Consider the following 16,045-nt stretch of genomic DNA (forward strand, 5'->3'; position numbering starts at 1 on the left):
TTCCCACCCCGGCTGCCCACGACCGACGCCCAGCGCCAGCGCGGTCGGTCGAATCAGAAGCGCGCGGGCTCGCGGTATTCGCCCCACACGTCACGGAAGGCGTCGCAAATCTCGCCCAGCGTCGCCTCGGCGCGTACGGCATCCATCATCGGCTCGATGAGATTGCCCTCGCCGCGGGCGACCTGCTGCATGGTTGCCAGCGCCGCCGTCACGGTGGCATCGTCGCGACCGGCCTTGCGCTCTGCCAACTCGCGCACCTGCTCGCGCTCGATCTCGTGGCTGACGCGCAGGATCTCAAGTTCGTGGGCGAGTGACTCGGTGTGGCAGTTGACGCCGACGACCTTCTTGTCGCCCTTCTCCAGCGCTGTTTGGTACTGGAAGGCCGCCTCCGCGATTTCCGACATGAACCAGCCATCCTCGATGCCCCGCAGGAGACCCGCGGTGATGGGCCACTGCGCGACATTGGCTTCGCCAGCGGACTCCTGCACGGCCGCTGCGACCGCACTGTGATCGGAAGCGCTGAGCGTTGATCCGCCGAGTTGAAGCACCTTGTCGAAGATGGCGTAGGCCTCGGCCTCGATCTTGTCGGTCAGGGCTTCGACGTACCAACTGCCGCCAAGAGGGTCGGCCACATTGATGACGCCGGTCTCCTCCATCAAGACTTGCTGGGTACGCAAAGCGACTTCGGCCGACTGATCGGTCGGCAGCGCGAGCGTCTCATCCAGGGCGTTGGTGTGGAGCGAGTTGGTGCCGCCGAGTACGGCAGCGAGCGCCTCAACAGCGGTACGCACCACGTTGTTCATGGGCTGCTGAGCGGTCAGCGAGACGCCCGCCGTCTGAGTGTGGAAGCGCAACCACTGCGACTTCTCCTTCTTCGCGCCATAGACGTCACGCATCCAGCGGGCCCAGATGCGGCGCGCTGCCCGGAACTTCGCGATCTCTTCGAAGAAGTCGAGGTGGGAGTCGAAGAAGAACGACAGACCAGGTGCGAAGTCGTCGATATCCATACCGCGCGAGAGGCCCAGCTCGACGTATCCGAAGCCATCGGCAAGGGTGAACGCGAGCTCCTGTGCGGCGGTCGAGCCCGCCTCGCGAATGTGGTAGCCGGAGACCGACAGCGGCTTGTAATCAGGGATCTTGGCGGAGGTGTACTCCATCAGGTCGCCGATCAAGCGCAGGTGCGGCTCGGGCGGGAAAAGCCATTCTTTCTGCGCGATGTATTCCTTGAAGATGTCGGTCTGCAGGGTGCCGTTGAGTTTGGTGAGGTCGGCGCCCTGTCGCTCGGCCGCCACGAGGTACATACAAAAAGCTGGGACCGCTGGGCCCGAGATGGTCATCGAGGTGGTGACGTCCTGCAGCGGGATGTCACTGAACAACACGTCCATGTCAGCCGCGGAATCGACTGCCACGCCGCAGTGTCCTACCTCGCCGAGTGCGAGACCGTCGTCGGAGTCGCGCCCCATCAAGGTCGGCATGTCGAAGGCGACCGACAAACCACCACCGCCACGCTCAAGAATCATCTTGTAGCGCGCATTGGTCTGCACGGCATTGCCAAAGCCGGCAAACTGCCGAATCGTCCAGGCGCGCCCTCGGTAACCAGTGGGGTAAAGGCCTCGGGTGTAAGGAAATTCGCCCGGCCACCCGATGCGCTCTGGCGCCTCACCATCGGTCGGGCCGTAGGCCGGCTCAACCTCCACGCCGGACAGCGTGCTGAAGTCAGCATCCCGCACGCGCCCAGCCTCCTGCGCCGCGGTGAAGCGCTGCTCCCAGCGCGAACGACCAGAGGACAGGACAGTCGGCGTGGTGGTCATGCCCACAGAATACTAGGACGTCCTAGTATCTGGCGAACCCACCGCGAGCCGTATCGAAACCCCACCCCACGCCGGTCGAGTAGGCGAGCGCCCCAGCGCGAGCCGTATCGAGACCCCACCCCACGCCGTATCGAAACCCCACCCCACGCCGGTCGAGTAGGCGAGCGCGTAGCGCGAGCCGTATCGAGACCCGCCCACGACCCCCACCCCACGCCGGTCGAGTAGGCGAGCGCCCAGCGCGAGCCGTATCGAGACCCGCCCACGACCCCCACCCCGCGGTGCACTCACGCAGCGGCAATGACGTGGAAGGCAGGCTCCTCGTATGGGTGAGCGCGGCGCAGTGCTGCGACGACGGCCTGGTCGCGGATCGCACGTGGCAGGACCAGTTCGCAGCGTTCCTCATCGACGGTCTCCAGGTCGCCGACCGAGCCGATCGTGGGGTTCGCGCCCGCCAGTGGACGGAACTGGCCGGTCCCCCGCGTTCGGCCACGTCAGTCCTCCCTAAAGTCGCCCTGCTCGGTGCGCACCGCGTGCAGCAGTTGAAACAGTTCGCGATGCTGATCCTGGTTCAGAGAACCCAAGCCGAAGTCGATGTCGTGCAGGGCTGCCGTGCACGTCTCCACTACCTCGTTCCCCGCCGGGGTGATCCGGGCCAGCGTGCCTCGACCGTCGCGTGGATTCGGGACCTGCTCGACGAGGCGCTGCGCGGCAAGGCGCCGCACGATGTTGGTGACACTGGTCGGGTGGATCATCAACCGCTCACCTACCTTGCTCATCGGCATCTCGCCACGGCGACTGAAACTCAACAACACCAACGCCTCGTACCGCGCAAAGGTGAGGTCGAATGGCGCGAGCGCGGCATCCAGGCGAGCCAGCAGAATCTGCTGGACCCGCATCACTGACGTGGCGGACGCCATCGCCGCGATCGGACTGTCAGCGCCGAACTGCTCCTCCCAAAGCTCGGCTGCACGCCGGATGGGATCAAACGGCAGGGTATGAGGCTCGGACACGGCGCCAACCTACCGCCGGACTGCGCACCCGGTCAGGAGCGGACCATCTGCAGGTCAGTAACCCCATGGTCGTCGTCCCACCTGGTCTCACCGTCAAGCTCGAAACCGTGCTTGCGATAAAACGCGATCGCCCGCTCGTTGCCCTGGAGCACCCACAGGTGCGCGGCGCGATCCCCGAGGGTTGCCGCGAGCAACTGCCCCGCGGCACCGGTGCCGTGGAACTTCGAATCGACGTTGAGCGCCCACAGTTCCAACGGAACCGGAGGGTCGTTGTCGCGAGACGGCGCGACGGTCGCGAAACCTGCCAGCATCCCCTCGGGGTGGACCGCCACCCGGGTCGATTTACCTGCCGCGTCGGCAAGCCCCTCGGCCTGCTCAACTGCCAGGCCACGCCAGCGCTCGGCTCGCACCGCGGGGTCTTGTCGGCGGAGGCTTTCGGCTGGCATGAGTCCTGCGTACGCCTCGCGCCAGACCTCGACGTGCAGAGCTCCGAGTTTGTCGGCGTCCTCGATCAGCAGGGGACGAATCGTGAACAGCGTGAATCCGGGAAATTCGTTGTCGGACATCGTGATTCAGGACTCGTGCAGATGCTGCTCGACCCGTTCGACCTTGGCGGTCAACTGGTCGGTCACACCAGGTCGAAGGTCGGCCTTGACGACGAGGCTGACCCGCGGTGATTTCTTGGCAACGGCGTCACAGGCAGCCTTGATGACAGGCATGCACTCGTCCCACTCCCCCTCAAGGGTGGTGAACATCGAGTCCAGTCGGTAAGGCACGCCGGATTCGCGGACGACCCTGATCGCGTCTGCGACAGCGGCACTGACTGAACCGTCCGGATCGTCGGTGGTGGCGGGCGCAACGGAGAAGGCGAACAACATGGGTTCACCGTATCGCTCGTGCTACGCGCCGCGCTCCAGATATTCATGCACCAGAGGTACGACCGCGGCGCCCTCGCCCGAAGCCGCGGCGACACGCTTCATGGATCCCGAGCGCACATCGCCGGCCACAAAAATCCCTGGCACTGAGGTCCCGAGCGCCACTGGGGGCATCTCTCCATCCCAGAACTCGGTTGGTACGTCCCGACCCGACACGATGAAGCCGTCCCGGTCCGCCGACACTGCCCCGTCCAGCCACTCCACGCACGGTGTGGCGCCCAGGAGAAGGAACAGGCCACCGGCCGCTACCTTCACGATCTCACCGGTCGGTCCCTTGAGTTTGAGCCATTCCAGGCGGGCACCCCCTCCGCCGTCGACGACCTCGGTCTGCGGACGGACCACGATGCGCGGATGAGCGTCGATCTCTCGGATCAAGTAGTCCGACATGGTCGAGGCCAGGCTTTCCCGCCGGATCAGAATCGATACCGACCGGGCAAAACGGGCCAGGTGAATCGCCGCCTGACCCGCCGAATTTCCACCACCCACGACGTAGACATCGGTGTTCGCACAGCTACGGGCGGCGGTCATCGCCGCGCCGTAATTCACGCCGACGCCGACGAGCTCTTCGATGGCAGGTACTCCCAGCCGTCGGTACGACACCCCCGTCGCGATGAGCACGGTTCGCGCCCGCAGGGACGTCCCACCCTCCAGGTCGATGCGATGCGGCTCCTCCTGCTGCCCAGCGACGAGCGCCGAAACCGGTTGTGCCGCAAAGAAACGCGCCCCAAAACGAATCGCCTGACTCCGTGCCCGCTGCGCCAACCGCATACCTGATATGCCTCGCGGGAAGCCCAAATAATTGCGAATCATCGAACTGGTGCCCGCCTGGCCACCAATGGCTTCGGCATCGATCACGACCGTGTTCAGTCCCTCGGATGCGCCATAGACCGCGGCCGCCAACCCGGCCGGACCCGCGCCGATCACCACCAGATCGATGAGCGCGTCGGGGTCGAGATCGGCTGGGTCGCCGAACATGAAGCGACCGACCTCTCGGACCGTCGGCCGCGACAAGACGCTTTTGCCGAAGGCTCCGACCAAAGGCATATCGGTGGGTATGCCAGCAGCCTGCGCCTCCTCGATCGTGCGCCGCCCGGTCGGGCTGGTGGACGTCACGACATTGGTAGGGGTCCCCATCCGGTCAAAGAAGTCCATGAGTGCGTGGGTGTGCGCGTCTCGCTCATCGAACACGACCCGCACGACGTCGACCGTCGGACCACCCGTCGTCCAGCCCCAGTCCGACAGCGACTCGGTTACGGCGGTGTGGAATTCCTCGTCGCGCACCCCGCGCGGGATGCCGATGGAGACATCGATGCGTCCTGCGGCGTACGCCTCCCGCACCGCGTCCCGGGTGACGACCCAGTCCTCCCAATGGATGAGCAGGAAGCGGCGTGCCGTCGGGATCAGCGCGTGGAGACAGTCGATCGTGACCAGACCCTGTGCGTCCGGAAGCGAACTCTCGACCGCGATCATCGCGACTGGGGCGCTGCGCGCGAGCAGGGTCTGCGCCAACGCCACCGCTGCCCCGAGGCCCTCAGCAACCTCGATGTCGTAATCGGACTGGTAGCGGCTGAGAAATTCGTGCTCCACCTGCTCCCGATGATCGGAGGTCACCAGCAGGATGGTGGGCTTTCCAGGTTTCACGCATCGGATGCTACGCGGCGTACCCGAGTCCGATACGAACGCCAGATCTACAGCGCCGCGATCACTCGATCCGCAGCGGCATAAGGATCTTGCTGGCCGGCGACCACCTCGGCAGCGAGGTCGTCCAGGGAGCGGCCGTGGCGTACCTCGCCCATGCGTGCTCGCACCTGACGGAGAGCGATCGCCTCAATCTCGCGGGAGGCGCGGTCGATGCGGCGCTGGTGCAGCACGCCGTGCTCGGTCATCCAGGCGAGGTGATTGTTCAGCCCCTCCATCAGGTCACCGGCGCCTTCACCCCGTTCGGCGATCGCCTTGATCACCGGTGGACGCCACAGGCCCGACTCGGTCCGGTCGCCGAGCGAAATCATCTGGCGAATTTCCCGGACCGTGATGTCGGCACCATCACGGTCGGCCTTGTTCACGACGAAAACGTCTCCCACTTCAAGGATTCCGGCTTTAGCAGCTTGAATGCCATCGCCCATTCCAGGTGCCAGGAGTACGACGGTGGTGTCGGCGAGCCCGGCCACCTCAACCTCGCTTTGACCGACGCCGACGGTCTCGACGATGACGACGTCACAGCCTGCCGCGTCTAGGACACGTAGGGCCTGTGGTGTCGACCAGGACAAGCCTCCGAGGTGCCCGCGGCTGGCCATCGATCGCATGTAGACCTCGCGGTCAAGGCTGTGCTCGACCAGCCGGATGCGGTCGCCGAGAAGTGCGCCGCCACTGAAGGGTGAGGTCGGGTCAACGGCCAGCACCCCCACACGTTTGCCCTCAGCGCGGAGGGCGCCGACCAGCATCGAGGTGGTCGTCGACTTGCCCACGCCGGGCGAACCGGTCAGTCCAATGATTCGTGCGTGTCCCGAGTGGGGGGCGAGCGCCGCCATGACCTCCCGCAACGAGGGGTCGGCGTTCTCCACCAGTGTGATGAGGCGCGCCACGGCACGCGCCGACCCTTCGCGGGCGTGAGCGACCAACGTGGGGACGTCGGCGCTGCGGCGGCTACGCACTCAGCTGGCCGAGGACAGCGAGCCGTCGCTCGAAAGCTCGGTGCGCTGCGGGACTCGAACGATCAGCGCGTCGCCCTGCCCGCCGCCACCACAGAGAGCAGCAGCGCCGACTCCGCCGCCGCGCCGCGCGAGTTCCAACGCCAGGTGCAAGTAGATTCGGGCGCCAGACATGCCAATCGGGTGGCCCACGGCGATGGCGCCGCCGTTGACGTTGACCTTGTCAGGGTCAAGACCCAACTGCTTCGTGGAAGCCAGACCGACGGCCGCGAATGCTTCGTTGATTTCCACCAGGTCGAGGTCGGTCGGTGCGATGCCTTCCTTTTCGCACGCCTTCGCAATCGCATTCGCCGGCTGCGCCTGCAGCGTCGAGTCAGGTCCCGCGACCACGCTGTGCGCGCCGATTTCGGCCAGCCACGTCACCCCGAGTTCTTGCGCCTTCGCTTTGCTCATGACGACCACCGCGGCGGCACCATCAGAAATCTGAGAGGCCGAACCAGCGGTAATGGTGCCGTCCTTGCTGAACGCGGGACGCAGCTTTGCGAGGGAGTCAGCGGTGGTGTCGGCGCGTACGCCCTCGTCGTCGCGGAACTCGACGGGGTCGCCCTTGCGCTGCGGGATCGAGACGGTGACAACCTCGTCGTCGAACAGGCCGTCCTTCCATGCCCTGGCCGCGAGCTGATGACTGCGGGCGGCAAACGCGTCCTGCTCTTCGCGGGTGAACTCCTGGCTGCCGCAGTTTGCCGACTCGGTGAGGTTGCCCATCGCCTGGTCGGTGAACGCGTCCCACAAGCCGTCGTAGGCCATGTGGTCGCGCATCTGGACGTCGCCATACTTGAAGCCCTCGCGGCTCTTCTCCAGCAGGTGCGGTGCCTGGCTCATCGACTCCTGGCCACCGGCCACAACGACGTCGTACTCTCCTGCGCGGATCGTCTGCGCGGCGAGCGCGATCGCGTCGACGCCTGACAGGCAGACCTTGTTGATCGTCAGGGCCGGAACATTCATCGGTATGCCACCCTTTTGGGCCGCTTGGCGCGCGGGGATTTGCCCGGCACCGGCGGTGAGGACCTGCCCCATGATCACGTAGTCGACCTGCTCGCCGGAGATTCCGGCCTTGTCCAGTGCGCCCTCGATGGCAAAGCCACCCAGGTCGGCTCCGGAGAATCCCTTCAGCGAGCCGAGCAGCCGACCCATGGGGGTTCGGGCTCCAGCAACAAGGACGGGGGTGCGGTCTGCGGACTCAGCCATGGCGTACGGCCTCCAACGGCAACGGTGGGTAGGACTGTCTCCATATTAGGCGGGTAACGCCGGTCGAGCTTGGCAGGTAACGCCGGTCGACCCTGGCAGGTAACGCCGGTCGAGCTTGGCACGTTGCGCCGGTCGAGCTTGTCGAGACCTCCGCCCATCACCGGTAGGACCCCCGCGGCGGACGTCGCTCCCGCGCTTTCCAACATGGCGTATGCCAGTGCCGCCGATCGGTGACATCGCCCAATCCATCATCGGGCCAGACCACCTCGTGCGGGACGGCGCTGGTGAGGTCGCCTTGGCACCCGGGGCAGACGTAGGTCCGCCCAGCGTTGTTCCCGCGGACCGAGCGCACTTGATAGGTGCGTCCGGCGTAGGACTCGGTGCGCACGCCGCCGCCCATGATCTTGGAGACGTCCCCGCGGGGCTCGTCTCGGCGACTACGGTTGCGGCGCGGCATGACTCAGCCGCGGAACGGCCGCCCGGCCGCAGCGTGCTCGACCAGCAAGGGGGACGGGTGCAGGGCGGGTTCGCCGGTCTCGGCTGCCATCGCCCGCAGCCCCTCCAGCACCCGATCGGCGCCTAGGTCATCGATGATCTGCAGTGGGCCGCGCGGATATCCGCAGCCTGCGGTCATGGCCGTGTCGATGTCTTCTGCGCTGGCGTAGCCAGAATCGAGCATCTTCACCGCGTCATTGAGGTGCGGCAACAACAACGCGTCGCGTACGCGCCCCGCACGGTCGCGCCCGACCACCGGTGTCACCTCGGCGGCGAGCAAACTGGCGCGGGCACGATCGATCGTGGCCTGATCAGCTGCGGCGGTGCGTACGACCTCCGCCAGACGTCCGTTGTCCCCGCCCTGGTGCAACTCGACGGTGACACCGTCGCCGCTCAGGGCCGTCGCGAGCGCCTCGACCGAGTCCGCAGTCACGACGTCGCCTGCGGGCGAGCCGTCGTCGGCCTGCTCGCCGTAGTCGTAGAAACCCTGCCCCGTCTTACGACCCAGACGCCCGGCGGCAACCATCTGCTCCAGCAGCGCGGGCGGAGCCGCGGACGGGTCGTGGGTCGCGTTGTAGAGCACGCCGCAGACCTCCTTGGCGACGTCGAGCCCGATGAGGTCGCAGAGCGTCAGCGGTCCCATCGGCAGCCCGATCCCCACTCGGCCTGCAGCGTCGAGGTCTTCGCGGGTGACGTGACCCGTTTCGTAGGTCCGGATGGCGCGAGCGAGGTAGGTGATGAGCAAGGCGTTGGCGACGAATCCCGCGCGGTCCCCCACGACGACCGGCTTCTTGCCCATCTGGGTCGCCAGATCGCGCACGCTGGTCACCACGTCGTCGTCGGTCAGGATCGTGGTGATGACCTCGACCAGCTTGAGCACCGGCGCCGGGTTGAAGAAGTGCATTCCGACTACCCGGTGCGGGTGCTTGGTGCCGGCCGCGATCTCGGTCAACGACAGGCTCGAGGTGTTGGACGCCAGGATCGCCTGATCCGACACGATGCCGTCGAGCGTCCCGAAGATCTCGCGTTTGATGTCAAGCCGCTCGGGCACTGCTTCGACCACCAGATCGGCTGCGGCGAGGTCACGCAGTTCGGCGGTGAACGTCACGCGCCCCAGTAGTTCAGCCTGATCGGCCTCGGTCATCCGCCCGCGCTGGACCTGCTTGCCCGTCGACTTCTCCAAGAAACCGCGCCCTCGCTCGGCCAGTTCGGTGGTCCCGTCGACTGCGACAACCGCCAAGCCCGCCTTGGCGAAAACTTCGACGATGCCAGCGCCCATGGTGCCAAGACCGATGACGCCGACCTGCTCGATGGTGCGTGTGTTCTCCGTCATGCCACGAGCGTACCTAAGCGGTCGCTTAGTCGCCCTCCCCTCCCGCCCTAACTGCGTTAGGTGCCCTTGACCGGGAAAATTTCGCGTCAGGGGCACCTAACTCGGTTACGGCGCGGGGCGGTACGTTGACGGCGTGCGTGTCGTCATTGCCCGGTGCTCGGTTGACTACGACGGTCGACTCACCGCCCACCTGCCCCTCGCGACTCGGCTGCTCATGGTCAAGGCCGATGGATCGGTTCTAGTCCACAGCGATGGTGGGTCATACAAACCACTCAACTGGATGGCACCACCCTGCGCGATGGCCGAGGTCGAGCCGACCGAGGAGGAAGCCGCCGAGGGGGTACGCACCGCCTGGCAGGTCCAGCACGCCAAGTCCGAGGACCGCCTCCGCGTCCTCATCCACGAAGTGCTCCACGACAGTAGCCACGATCTGGGGGTCGACCCCGGCCTGGTGAAGGACGGTGTCGAGGCCCAACTGCAGGCCCTCCTCGCGGAGCACATTCAGACGCTTGGCGACGGCTGGACCTTGGTGCGGCGCGAATACATGACCGCGATCGGCCCGGTCGACATCGTCTGCAAGGACGCCACCGGAAGCACGGTCGCTGTGGAAATTAAACGCCGTGGCGACATCGACGGCGTTGAGCAACTGACGCGCTATCTCGAGTTGCTGAATCGCGACTCGCACCTGGCGCCGGTCGCGGGCATCTTCGCCGCGCAGCAGATCAAGCCGCAGGCTCGAGTCCTGGCCGAAGACCGCGGCATCCGCTGCGTGACACTCGACTACGACGAGCTCAAGGGCAGGGACGACCGCGAGACCCGCCTGTTCTGAGTGTCGCCCGCGGTGCGACCACCTGGCGCATGAAGTCGGCTTCCCGCAGGCGCAGTCCCAACACCGGAATCCGCAGCACCATGTCGCCAGTCATTGTGACGGCGTTGGCACGAAGAGCATCCTCGACCACAGCCAGCCCAGCGAAGTGCTGAGCGCCGTCGATCTCCACGGTCAGACCGGGCCAGCGGATGTCGCGATAGATCCGACCGCGAGGGCCTTGAAGGACGGCTTGGTGCTCTGGCTCCGGGAGTCCGTACGTCCGACACAGGCGGGCGAAGTCGAGCTCACCGAGGGCGTGCGCACCGTCGCAGACGTCCTCCACGATCGTCGTAATAAATCGGTGATCGGGCGCCCACCGCACCTCGTTCCAGGCCATCAGCAACCGGGAGGCATCCACGAGTCGTTGTTGGACGACCATGGCCAGCAAGGTCGCTGCTTGTGGGCGCGAGCGGGCACGCAACGCCGCTCGCACCGTGGCCGGAACCACAGGGCTGCGCGGTATGCCAACCGGCTGCGGCTGCTCCAGGCCACGCACGCGGCATATCCGAATCCCCGGATGACCTTTCGCGCTCATCCCGTGCGGCACGGCGAGTTCGACGGCGTCGCACTGCCAGCCGGTCAGACCCGATGCCACCAAGGCGGTCGCCCCGTCGAGCCGTGCGTGCTTGCCCACCTCGAAGATCGCCGACCAACGCATGGCAGCCGGCAGGTCTGTGACTGAGACGGCAACCGTGTGGCGCCCCCACGTCTCCCACCGACCAGCGGCGGCTTCGGCCCGCACAGCGTGCCGGTCGATCCCTCGGCCGCGCAGTTGGGCCCGGCTGACCACACCTGCCTGCTGGTCGAGCAGGTCGGAGATGCAATCGGCTCGCTGCTGATACATCCGCACGCCCCGAGCGTGCATGCTCGTCACCCCACAGTCAGCCTCCGACCCGGTGGATGTGGACAACCGGGACCCTGTGCTCACGCATGTGGATGACGTGCAGGTGGTGGTGCAATCGCGCTCCATGGACCGCGTCTGCACCACCACCTGCGATCACGGCACAATCAGCGCATGCCTACTGCAGTCGCCGCACCCAACGCCCTTGCTGCTCAGGCTGGCGTCGACGTCGTGGCCCGTGGCGGCACTGCCGTCGACGCGGCGCTCGCGGCGATGTCGGTCACCTTCGTCAGCGAGCCGGGCATCGTCAGCGCCATGGGCGGCGCTTTCATCACTATCTGGCCGGCTGAGGGCGATCCCATCGTCATCGATGGCAACGCCGAGATGCCCGGTCGCGGTCTGGCACCGGAACGATTCGGTCAGGGCATCGAACAGGTCTGGTTGAACTATGCCGGTGGCATGAACATCCAGGCGGGCGCCGGATCCGTCGCAACGCCAGGCGCATTCGCGGCAATGGAGACGGCACATTCCCTGTACGGCCGCGCGGCTTGGGCAGACGTTCTGACGTCGGCGATCGACGTCGCCGAGCACGGCTGGCAGATCGGCTCGGCTGCGGGTTCCTACCTGCAGCTCGTGGGCGATGGTTTGTTCACCTTCGATGACGAGTCACGCCGCAACCTGACCCGCGATGGTGTCCCGCTCGGACCGGGCGACTCGTTGTCGAGCGCCGAGCTCGCGGACGCGCTGCGCCAGATTGCCGACGAAGGCAGTGCGGCGCTCTACCGAGGAGACCTCGGGCACCGCATCGCCGACCACATCCAACAGCTCGGGGGCCTGCTCACCCGAACCGACCTGGCGGCGTACGCACCGCTCGTCCGCCCGGCCACCCTCACCCGTATCGGAGACTGGCAGGTCGCCACCAACCCGCCCCCGTCCATCGGCGGCCCAGTGCTCGCCACCATGCTTGGCCTCCTCGACGGCACTGACGCCTCGCCGCAAACTCTCGCAGAGGTCCAGCGCCGAGTGTTGACCTATCGACGCGATCAACTCGATCAAGCGACTGACCTCGAGGGCGCTGGCGCCGAGTTGTTGCAGTCACTCGACGCCCTACGCCTGAACCGAATCCCGCAGAGCCCCAACACCGCTCACGTGTCGGCAGTCGATTCCGAGGGGACAGCCTGCGCGATGACGGCCTCAGCTGGCTACTCCTCGGGCGTGATGGTGCCCGGGACGGGACTCCTGCTCAACAACTCTCTGGGCGAGCCCGAACTCAACCGTCACGGCTTGCACGCTTTGCCCCCGGGGAGCCGTCTGGCTTCGAACATGGCACCCGCTGCCGCCCGCCACGACGACGGCGCCCGATTGGCGATCGGCAGCCCTGGGGCGGACCGCATCACGACCGCGCTGCAGCAAACGTTGGCTCACCTGTTCGTCCGCGGGATCGGCCTCCAGGAAGCCATTGACCATCCGCGCCTGCACCTGCGGGTTCTCGATGACGACGACGTCGTCGTTGAGTACGAACCCCACGCTGATATCGAGTCGGCCATCGAAACGCTGGGGTGGCCAAGCAACAGCCACGAGCCGGTCGCGATGTATTTCGGCGGGGTCGGAGCCGCCATGGTGGGCGCTGAAGGCGATCTCACCGCGGCCGGCGACCCACGCCGAGCCGCCGCAACGGCCGTCGGGTAAACCCGTCGACCTTGGGCAGTGCCGTTAGACCAACGCAAGTTCGTCGTGCGGCTGCGGCAACGTTTCGATGACACGATGCAGGCGCGTTCGCCGCAGGAGCCGGTGCAATCGAGGCGATGCATCGGCGATGATGACCCGCCGTCCGCTACGCCCCGCCCGCCGATGGGCCTCGATAATCAGCCCTAGGCCGGTTGAGTCGACCACTTCGGCGTCGGCGAGATGGAGGACGACGTCACCGGAACCCGCGTCAATGGTCAGGTTGAGAAGGTCGCGCATGTCGGCGGCCGCGGCCACCCCCAACGATCCCGTCACGGTGATGATGTCACCCCGCGTGGATGCCTCGACTGTCGCAGTCGCTGCCCTATTCAACACGATCAAACCCCCGAGGTTGGTGTTGTGTATGACCATTACGCCACACCCCACCCGTCACACGCAGGAGGTTGGCATCACGATCGGGTGACGTCTGAGACGATGCGCCACATGGTCAACCTCACCCGCATCTACACCCGCACCGGCGATCAGGGCACCACCGCCCTGGGCGACTTCAGCCGTACCAGCAAGAACGACCCGCGCCTCATCGCCTACGCCGACACCGATGAAGCGAACAGCGCCATCGGGATTGCCCTGGCGTGTGGCGAACTGGAGGACGACGTACGCACGCTGCTCATCAGGGTGCAGAACGACCTGTTTGATGTCGGTGCCGACCTGTGCACGCCACTGGTGGCCGATCCGGAATACCCTCCGCTGCGCGTTCAGGCGCCGTGGATCGACGCCTTGGAGGAGGCGTGTGATCGCTACAACGAGGACCTGGAGAAGATGCGTTCGTTCATCCTCCCGGGTGGTACGCCCGCCTCGGCCCATCTGCACCTCGCGCGCACCATCACCCGCCGCGCTGAGCGGTCAGCCTGGGCGGCACTGCAGGAGTATGGCCAGGCGGAAGCGCCAGCGGGAAGCGAACGCGGGACGGGCGGGGTGAACCCGCTGACGGCGACATACCTCAACCGCCTTTCCGACCTGCTGTTCATCCTTGCCCGCGTGGCCAACATCGCTCAAGGTGGCGACGTCGCCTGGGTGCCTGGCGGCGAACGCGCTTAGCGGTTCAAGCGATGGGGTTGGCGTTGAGCCCGGGCGGCGCCGACTCCGACCACGACCGCACTGCGGTGTAGGCGGAGCGACCGACGACGATGTCCGTTGATTGCGCGCCCTGCTCAAACGCCACCAGCACCGGGTCACCCATCCCTGTCGGGCGGTGGGGTGGTTCGGTCGGGGCACCGAGCACGAGTTGACCTCGTTGCCACTCGTGGGTGGGGCGTAACCGCACGCCAAATAAGGGAAACCAGGAGATGGTCGTGACGCCTACGCTGGCCATCCCGGCGTGCCAGGATCCGTCCCGGTTGACGCTCATCAACACCATTGGGCCGCTGCGAGCGATATGCCGTCGCCGCATCACCAAGATGCCGAGCGCGAGGGCCACACACAGCAAGAGGCCGCCCAGAATCTCTCCTGTGACGACCAGCTCACCCACCGTCAGAAAACCGCGTCAGGCGTTTGAGTCGGAGATGGTCTCCGACACGATGCGCACGACATCGTGGTCGACGGACAGGAACCCACCGTCGACGTGAACGGTGCGCTCCGCACCATCGACGGGCTGGACGCGCACGTCACTGTCGGCGAGCACCGACAGCATCGGCTCGTGGCCGGGGAGCACCCCGAGTTCGCCATCGAGCGTACGTGCCGACACGCTGCTGGCCGGGCCTTCCCAGACCACACGGTCTGCGGCAACGACCTCGACGGTCAACTGGCTCACGGGATCCTCCGGAAACTACGTGGATGGTTCGCTCATCGTACCGGCTGGCGCGCGTGGGTCGGGCACCGCCTTAGTCCACCGGTTGATCATGCACATGAGGTGGTAGACCCCGATTGCCGCAACCGTCCCTAGCGCGATGCCGGAGAAGGTGAGATCGCCTGCAGTCCAAGTGAAATCGGCGATGCCGATGATCAGTGCGATCGCTCCAGTCATGAGGTTGATCGGGTTGCCGAGGTCGACCTTATTTTCGATCCAGATGCGGGCGCCAAGCAGCCCGATCATGCCGTACAACACGGTCGCCGCTCCCCCGAGCACACCCGGCGGTACGGTCGCGATCGCGGCACCGAACTTCGGTGAGAAAGACAACAACAGCGCCACCAGGGCCGCCACCCAGTACGCCGCCGTCGAGTAGACCTTGGTGGCAGCCATCACGCCGATGTTCTCGGCGTAGGTCGTGGTGCCGGATCCGCCACCCGCGCCAGCGAGAGTGGTCGCCAGGCCGTCGGCGATGAGTGCCCGGCCCGACACCGGGTCCAAGTCCTCTCCCGTCATTTGGGCGACCGACTTCACGTGGCCGATGTTTTCTGCCACGAGGACGAGGATGACCGGCACGAACAGCCCGAGGGTGCTCAGGTGGAAGCTCGGCGCAGTGAACTCCGGAAAACCGATCCACCCAACCCGCTCTAGGGCAGCGAAGTCGACCTCACCGCGAACGCAGGCGAGGGCGTACCCCACGACAACGCCCACCAGAATTCCCAGGCGCCCAAGGAGACCTTTGGCCAGTACGGTCACCAGCACGATCACGGCGAGCGTCACAATCGCTGTGACGGGCGCCTTAACCACGTTGTCCTTGGCGCTCGGTGCCAGGTTGAGCCCGATGAGCGCAACAATCGCGCCGGTCACCATCGGAGGCATTAACGTCCGCAACCACCCTGCTCCGGCGACATGCACGACCGCGCCGACCAGCGTGAGGGCGACACCACTCAGGAGCACTCCGCCGAGCGCTCCCGCCATCCCGTGGTCTGCCTTAGCCGCCGCAATCGGGGCGATGAACGCAAACGAACTTCCGAGATACGAAGGAACCCGACCGGCGGTGATAACCAGGAACAGCATCGTGCCGACAGCAGAGAAGAACAGCGTCGTCGCAGGCGGGAACCCGGTCAGCAGCGGCACCAGGAAGGTGGCGCCGAACATCGCCACCACGTGCTGGGCACCGATACCGACCGTCCGGGGCCACGACAACCGCTCCCCCGGCCGGACGACATCGCTCGGCCTGAGCGTGCCGTCGGCGCCGTGCAAGGTCCACGACAATCCCCATCGGGAAAGAAGCGTTGGTTGGGATTCAGATTTCGCCACTCGA

The 16,045-nt window shown here is 66.3% G+C and carries 17 protein-coding genes; 3 read left to right on the plus strand and 14 right to left on the minus strand.

Annotated elements, in window-relative coordinates:
- Nucleotides 1-53: 53 nt before the first annotated feature.
- From icmA to F562_RS0108775, 9 genes are all read right to left on the minus strand, one after another.
- Nucleotides 54-1,811, minus strand: coding sequence for a coenzyme B12-dependent isobutyryl-CoA mutase large subunit (gene icmA, locus F562_RS0108735; RefSeq protein ID WP_026181133.1), 1,758 nt, complete (start codon nucleotides 1,809-1,811; stop codon nucleotides 54-56).
- A 491-nt stretch (nucleotides 1,812-2,302) separates the two neighbouring features.
- Nucleotides 2,303-2,821: a MarR family winged helix-turn-helix transcriptional regulator gene (locus tag F562_RS0108740; protein ID WP_018156573.1), complete on the minus strand. Its 519-nt coding sequence runs from the start codon at nucleotides 2,819-2,821 to the stop codon at nucleotides 2,303-2,305.
- Nucleotides 2,822-2,853: 32 nt separating this feature from the next.
- Entirely contained in the window at nucleotides 2,854-3,387 is a 534-nt protein-coding gene (locus tag F562_RS0108745; RefSeq protein WP_018156574.1) for a GNAT family N-acetyltransferase, read from the minus strand.
- Nucleotides 3,388-3,393: 6 nt separating this feature from the next.
- Nucleotides 3,394-3,699, minus strand: a complete 306-nt coding sequence (locus tag F562_RS0108750; RefSeq protein WP_018156575.1) for an MTH1187 family thiamine-binding protein — start codon at nucleotides 3,697-3,699, stop codon at nucleotides 3,394-3,396.
- A gap of 21 nt (nucleotides 3,700-3,720) precedes the next feature.
- A complete protein-coding gene (locus F562_RS0108755) occupies nucleotides 3,721-5,397 on the minus strand; it encodes an NAD(P)/FAD-dependent oxidoreductase (RefSeq protein WP_018156576.1) in 1,677 nt (558 codons plus the stop codon).
- A gap of 47 nt (nucleotides 5,398-5,444) precedes the next feature.
- The gene (gene meaB / locus F562_RS0108760) at nucleotides 5,445-6,407 is read right to left on the minus strand and encodes a methylmalonyl Co-A mutase-associated GTPase MeaB (protein WP_018156577.1); all 963 of its coding nucleotides are present in this window, start codon (nucleotides 6,405-6,407) and stop codon (nucleotides 5,445-5,447) included.
- A complete protein-coding gene (locus F562_RS0108765; RefSeq protein WP_018156578.1) occupies nucleotides 6,408-7,652 on the minus strand; it encodes an acetyl-CoA C-acetyltransferase in 1,245 nt (414 codons plus the stop codon).
- A 157-nt stretch (nucleotides 7,653-7,809) separates the two neighbouring features.
- On the minus strand, nucleotides 7,810-8,109 hold the full coding sequence (locus F562_RS0108770) for a hypothetical protein (protein ID WP_018156579.1): 300 nt from the start codon (nucleotides 8,107-8,109) through the stop codon (nucleotides 7,810-7,812).
- A 3-nt stretch (nucleotides 8,110-8,112) separates the two neighbouring features.
- Nucleotides 8,113-9,480 carry a 3-hydroxyacyl-CoA dehydrogenase gene (locus F562_RS0108775; RefSeq protein ID WP_018156580.1) on the minus strand — a complete coding sequence of 456 codons (1,368 nt, stop codon included), beginning with the start codon at nucleotides 9,478-9,480 and terminating at the stop codon, nucleotides 8,113-8,115.
- Nucleotides 9,481-9,613: 133 nt separating this feature from the next.
- Here F562_RS0108775 and nucS point away from each other — a divergent pair, with 133 nt between their 5' ends.
- The gene (gene nucS / locus F562_RS0108780; protein ID WP_018156581.1) at nucleotides 9,614-10,309 is read left to right on the plus strand and encodes an endonuclease NucS; all 696 of its coding nucleotides are present in this window, start codon (nucleotides 9,614-9,616) and stop codon (nucleotides 10,307-10,309) included.
- Here the strand turns inward: nucS and F562_RS18565 are convergent.
- Nucleotides 10,272-11,222, minus strand: coding sequence for a hypothetical protein (locus F562_RS18565; RefSeq protein ID WP_156822595.1), 951 nt, complete (start codon nucleotides 11,220-11,222; stop codon nucleotides 10,272-10,274). The two genes, nucS and F562_RS18565, sit on opposite strands and share 38 nt — an antisense overlap.
- A gap of 141 nt (nucleotides 11,223-11,363) precedes the next feature.
- Between F562_RS18565 and F562_RS0108790 the strand changes: the two genes are divergently transcribed.
- The gene (locus F562_RS0108790; RefSeq protein ID WP_018156583.1) at nucleotides 11,364-12,878 is read left to right on the plus strand and encodes a gamma-glutamyltransferase; all 1,515 of its coding nucleotides are present in this window, start codon (nucleotides 11,364-11,366) and stop codon (nucleotides 12,876-12,878) included.
- Between the two features lie 24 nt (nucleotides 12,879-12,902).
- On the opposite strand, the gene F562_RS0108795 is transcribed toward F562_RS0108790, so the two are convergent.
- Nucleotides 12,903-13,250 carry an STAS domain-containing protein gene (locus F562_RS0108795; protein ID WP_211206444.1) on the minus strand — a complete coding sequence of 116 codons (348 nt, stop codon included), beginning with the start codon at nucleotides 13,248-13,250 and terminating at the stop codon, nucleotides 12,903-12,905.
- A gap of 108 nt (nucleotides 13,251-13,358) precedes the next feature.
- On the opposite strand from F562_RS0108795, the gene F562_RS0108800 reads away from it, so the two are divergent.
- Nucleotides 13,359-13,973: a cob(I)yrinic acid a,c-diamide adenosyltransferase gene (locus F562_RS0108800; RefSeq protein WP_026181136.1), complete on the plus strand. Its 615-nt coding sequence runs from the start codon at nucleotides 13,359-13,361 to the stop codon at nucleotides 13,971-13,973.
- A gap of 4 nt (nucleotides 13,974-13,977) precedes the next feature.
- Here the strand turns inward: F562_RS0108800 and F562_RS0108805 are convergent, their stop codons facing one another.
- Genes F562_RS0108805 through F562_RS18570 form a run of 3 tightly spaced genes read right to left on the minus strand, consistent with a single transcriptional unit; the run spans nucleotide 13,978 to nucleotide 15,996 of the window.
- The gene (locus F562_RS0108805) at nucleotides 13,978-14,403 is read right to left on the minus strand and encodes a DUF2550 family protein (RefSeq protein ID WP_018156586.1); all 426 of its coding nucleotides are present in this window, start codon (nucleotides 14,401-14,403) and stop codon (nucleotides 13,978-13,980) included.
- A gap of 15 nt (nucleotides 14,404-14,418) precedes the next feature.
- Entirely contained in the window at nucleotides 14,419-14,685 is a 267-nt protein-coding gene (locus tag F562_RS0108810; protein WP_018156587.1) for a F0F1 ATP synthase subunit epsilon, read from the minus strand.
- Nucleotides 14,686-14,700: 15 nt separating this feature from the next.
- Nucleotides 14,701-15,996 (minus strand): uracil-xanthine permease family protein, encoded by a 1,296-nt coding sequence (locus tag F562_RS18570; protein WP_018156588.1) that lies wholly within the window; start codon nucleotides 15,994-15,996, stop codon nucleotides 14,701-14,703.
- Nucleotides 15,997-16,045 lie beyond the last annotated feature (49 nt).

The organism is Demetria terragena DSM 11295, from assembly GCF_000376825.1.
Classification (GTDB): domain Bacteria; phylum Actinomycetota; class Actinomycetes; order Actinomycetales; family Dermatophilaceae; genus Demetria; species Demetria terragena.

Coding starts and splice junctions, on each gene's coding strand:
- icmA (WP_026181133.1), bottom strand. CDS start 1,811: ATGACCACCACGCCGACTGTCCTGTCCTCTGGTCGTTCGCGCTGGGAG.
- F562_RS0108745 (WP_018156574.1), bottom strand. CDS start 3,387: ATGTCCGACAACGAATTTCCCGGATTCACGCTGTTCACGATTCGTCCC.
- F562_RS0108750 (WP_018156575.1), bottom strand. CDS start 3,699: ATGTTGTTCGCCTTCTCCGTTGCGCCCGCCACCACCGACGATCCGGAC.
- F562_RS0108765 (WP_018156578.1), bottom strand. CDS start 7,652: ATGGCTGAGTCCGCAGACCGCACCCCCGTCCTTGTTGCTGGAGCCCGA.
- F562_RS0108770 (WP_018156579.1), bottom strand. CDS start 8,109: ATGCCGCGCCGCAACCGTAGTCGCCGAGACGAGCCCCGCGGGGACGTC.
- F562_RS0108775 (WP_018156580.1), bottom strand. CDS start 9,480: ATGACGGAGAACACACGCACCATCGAGCAGGTCGGCGTCATCGGTCTT.
- F562_RS0108790 (WP_018156583.1), top strand. CDS start 11,364: ATGCCTACTGCAGTCGCCGCACCCAACGCCCTTGCTGCTCAGGCTGGC.
- F562_RS0108800 (WP_026181136.1), top strand. CDS start 13,359: ATGGTCAACCTCACCCGCATCTACACCCGCACCGGCGATCAGGGCACC.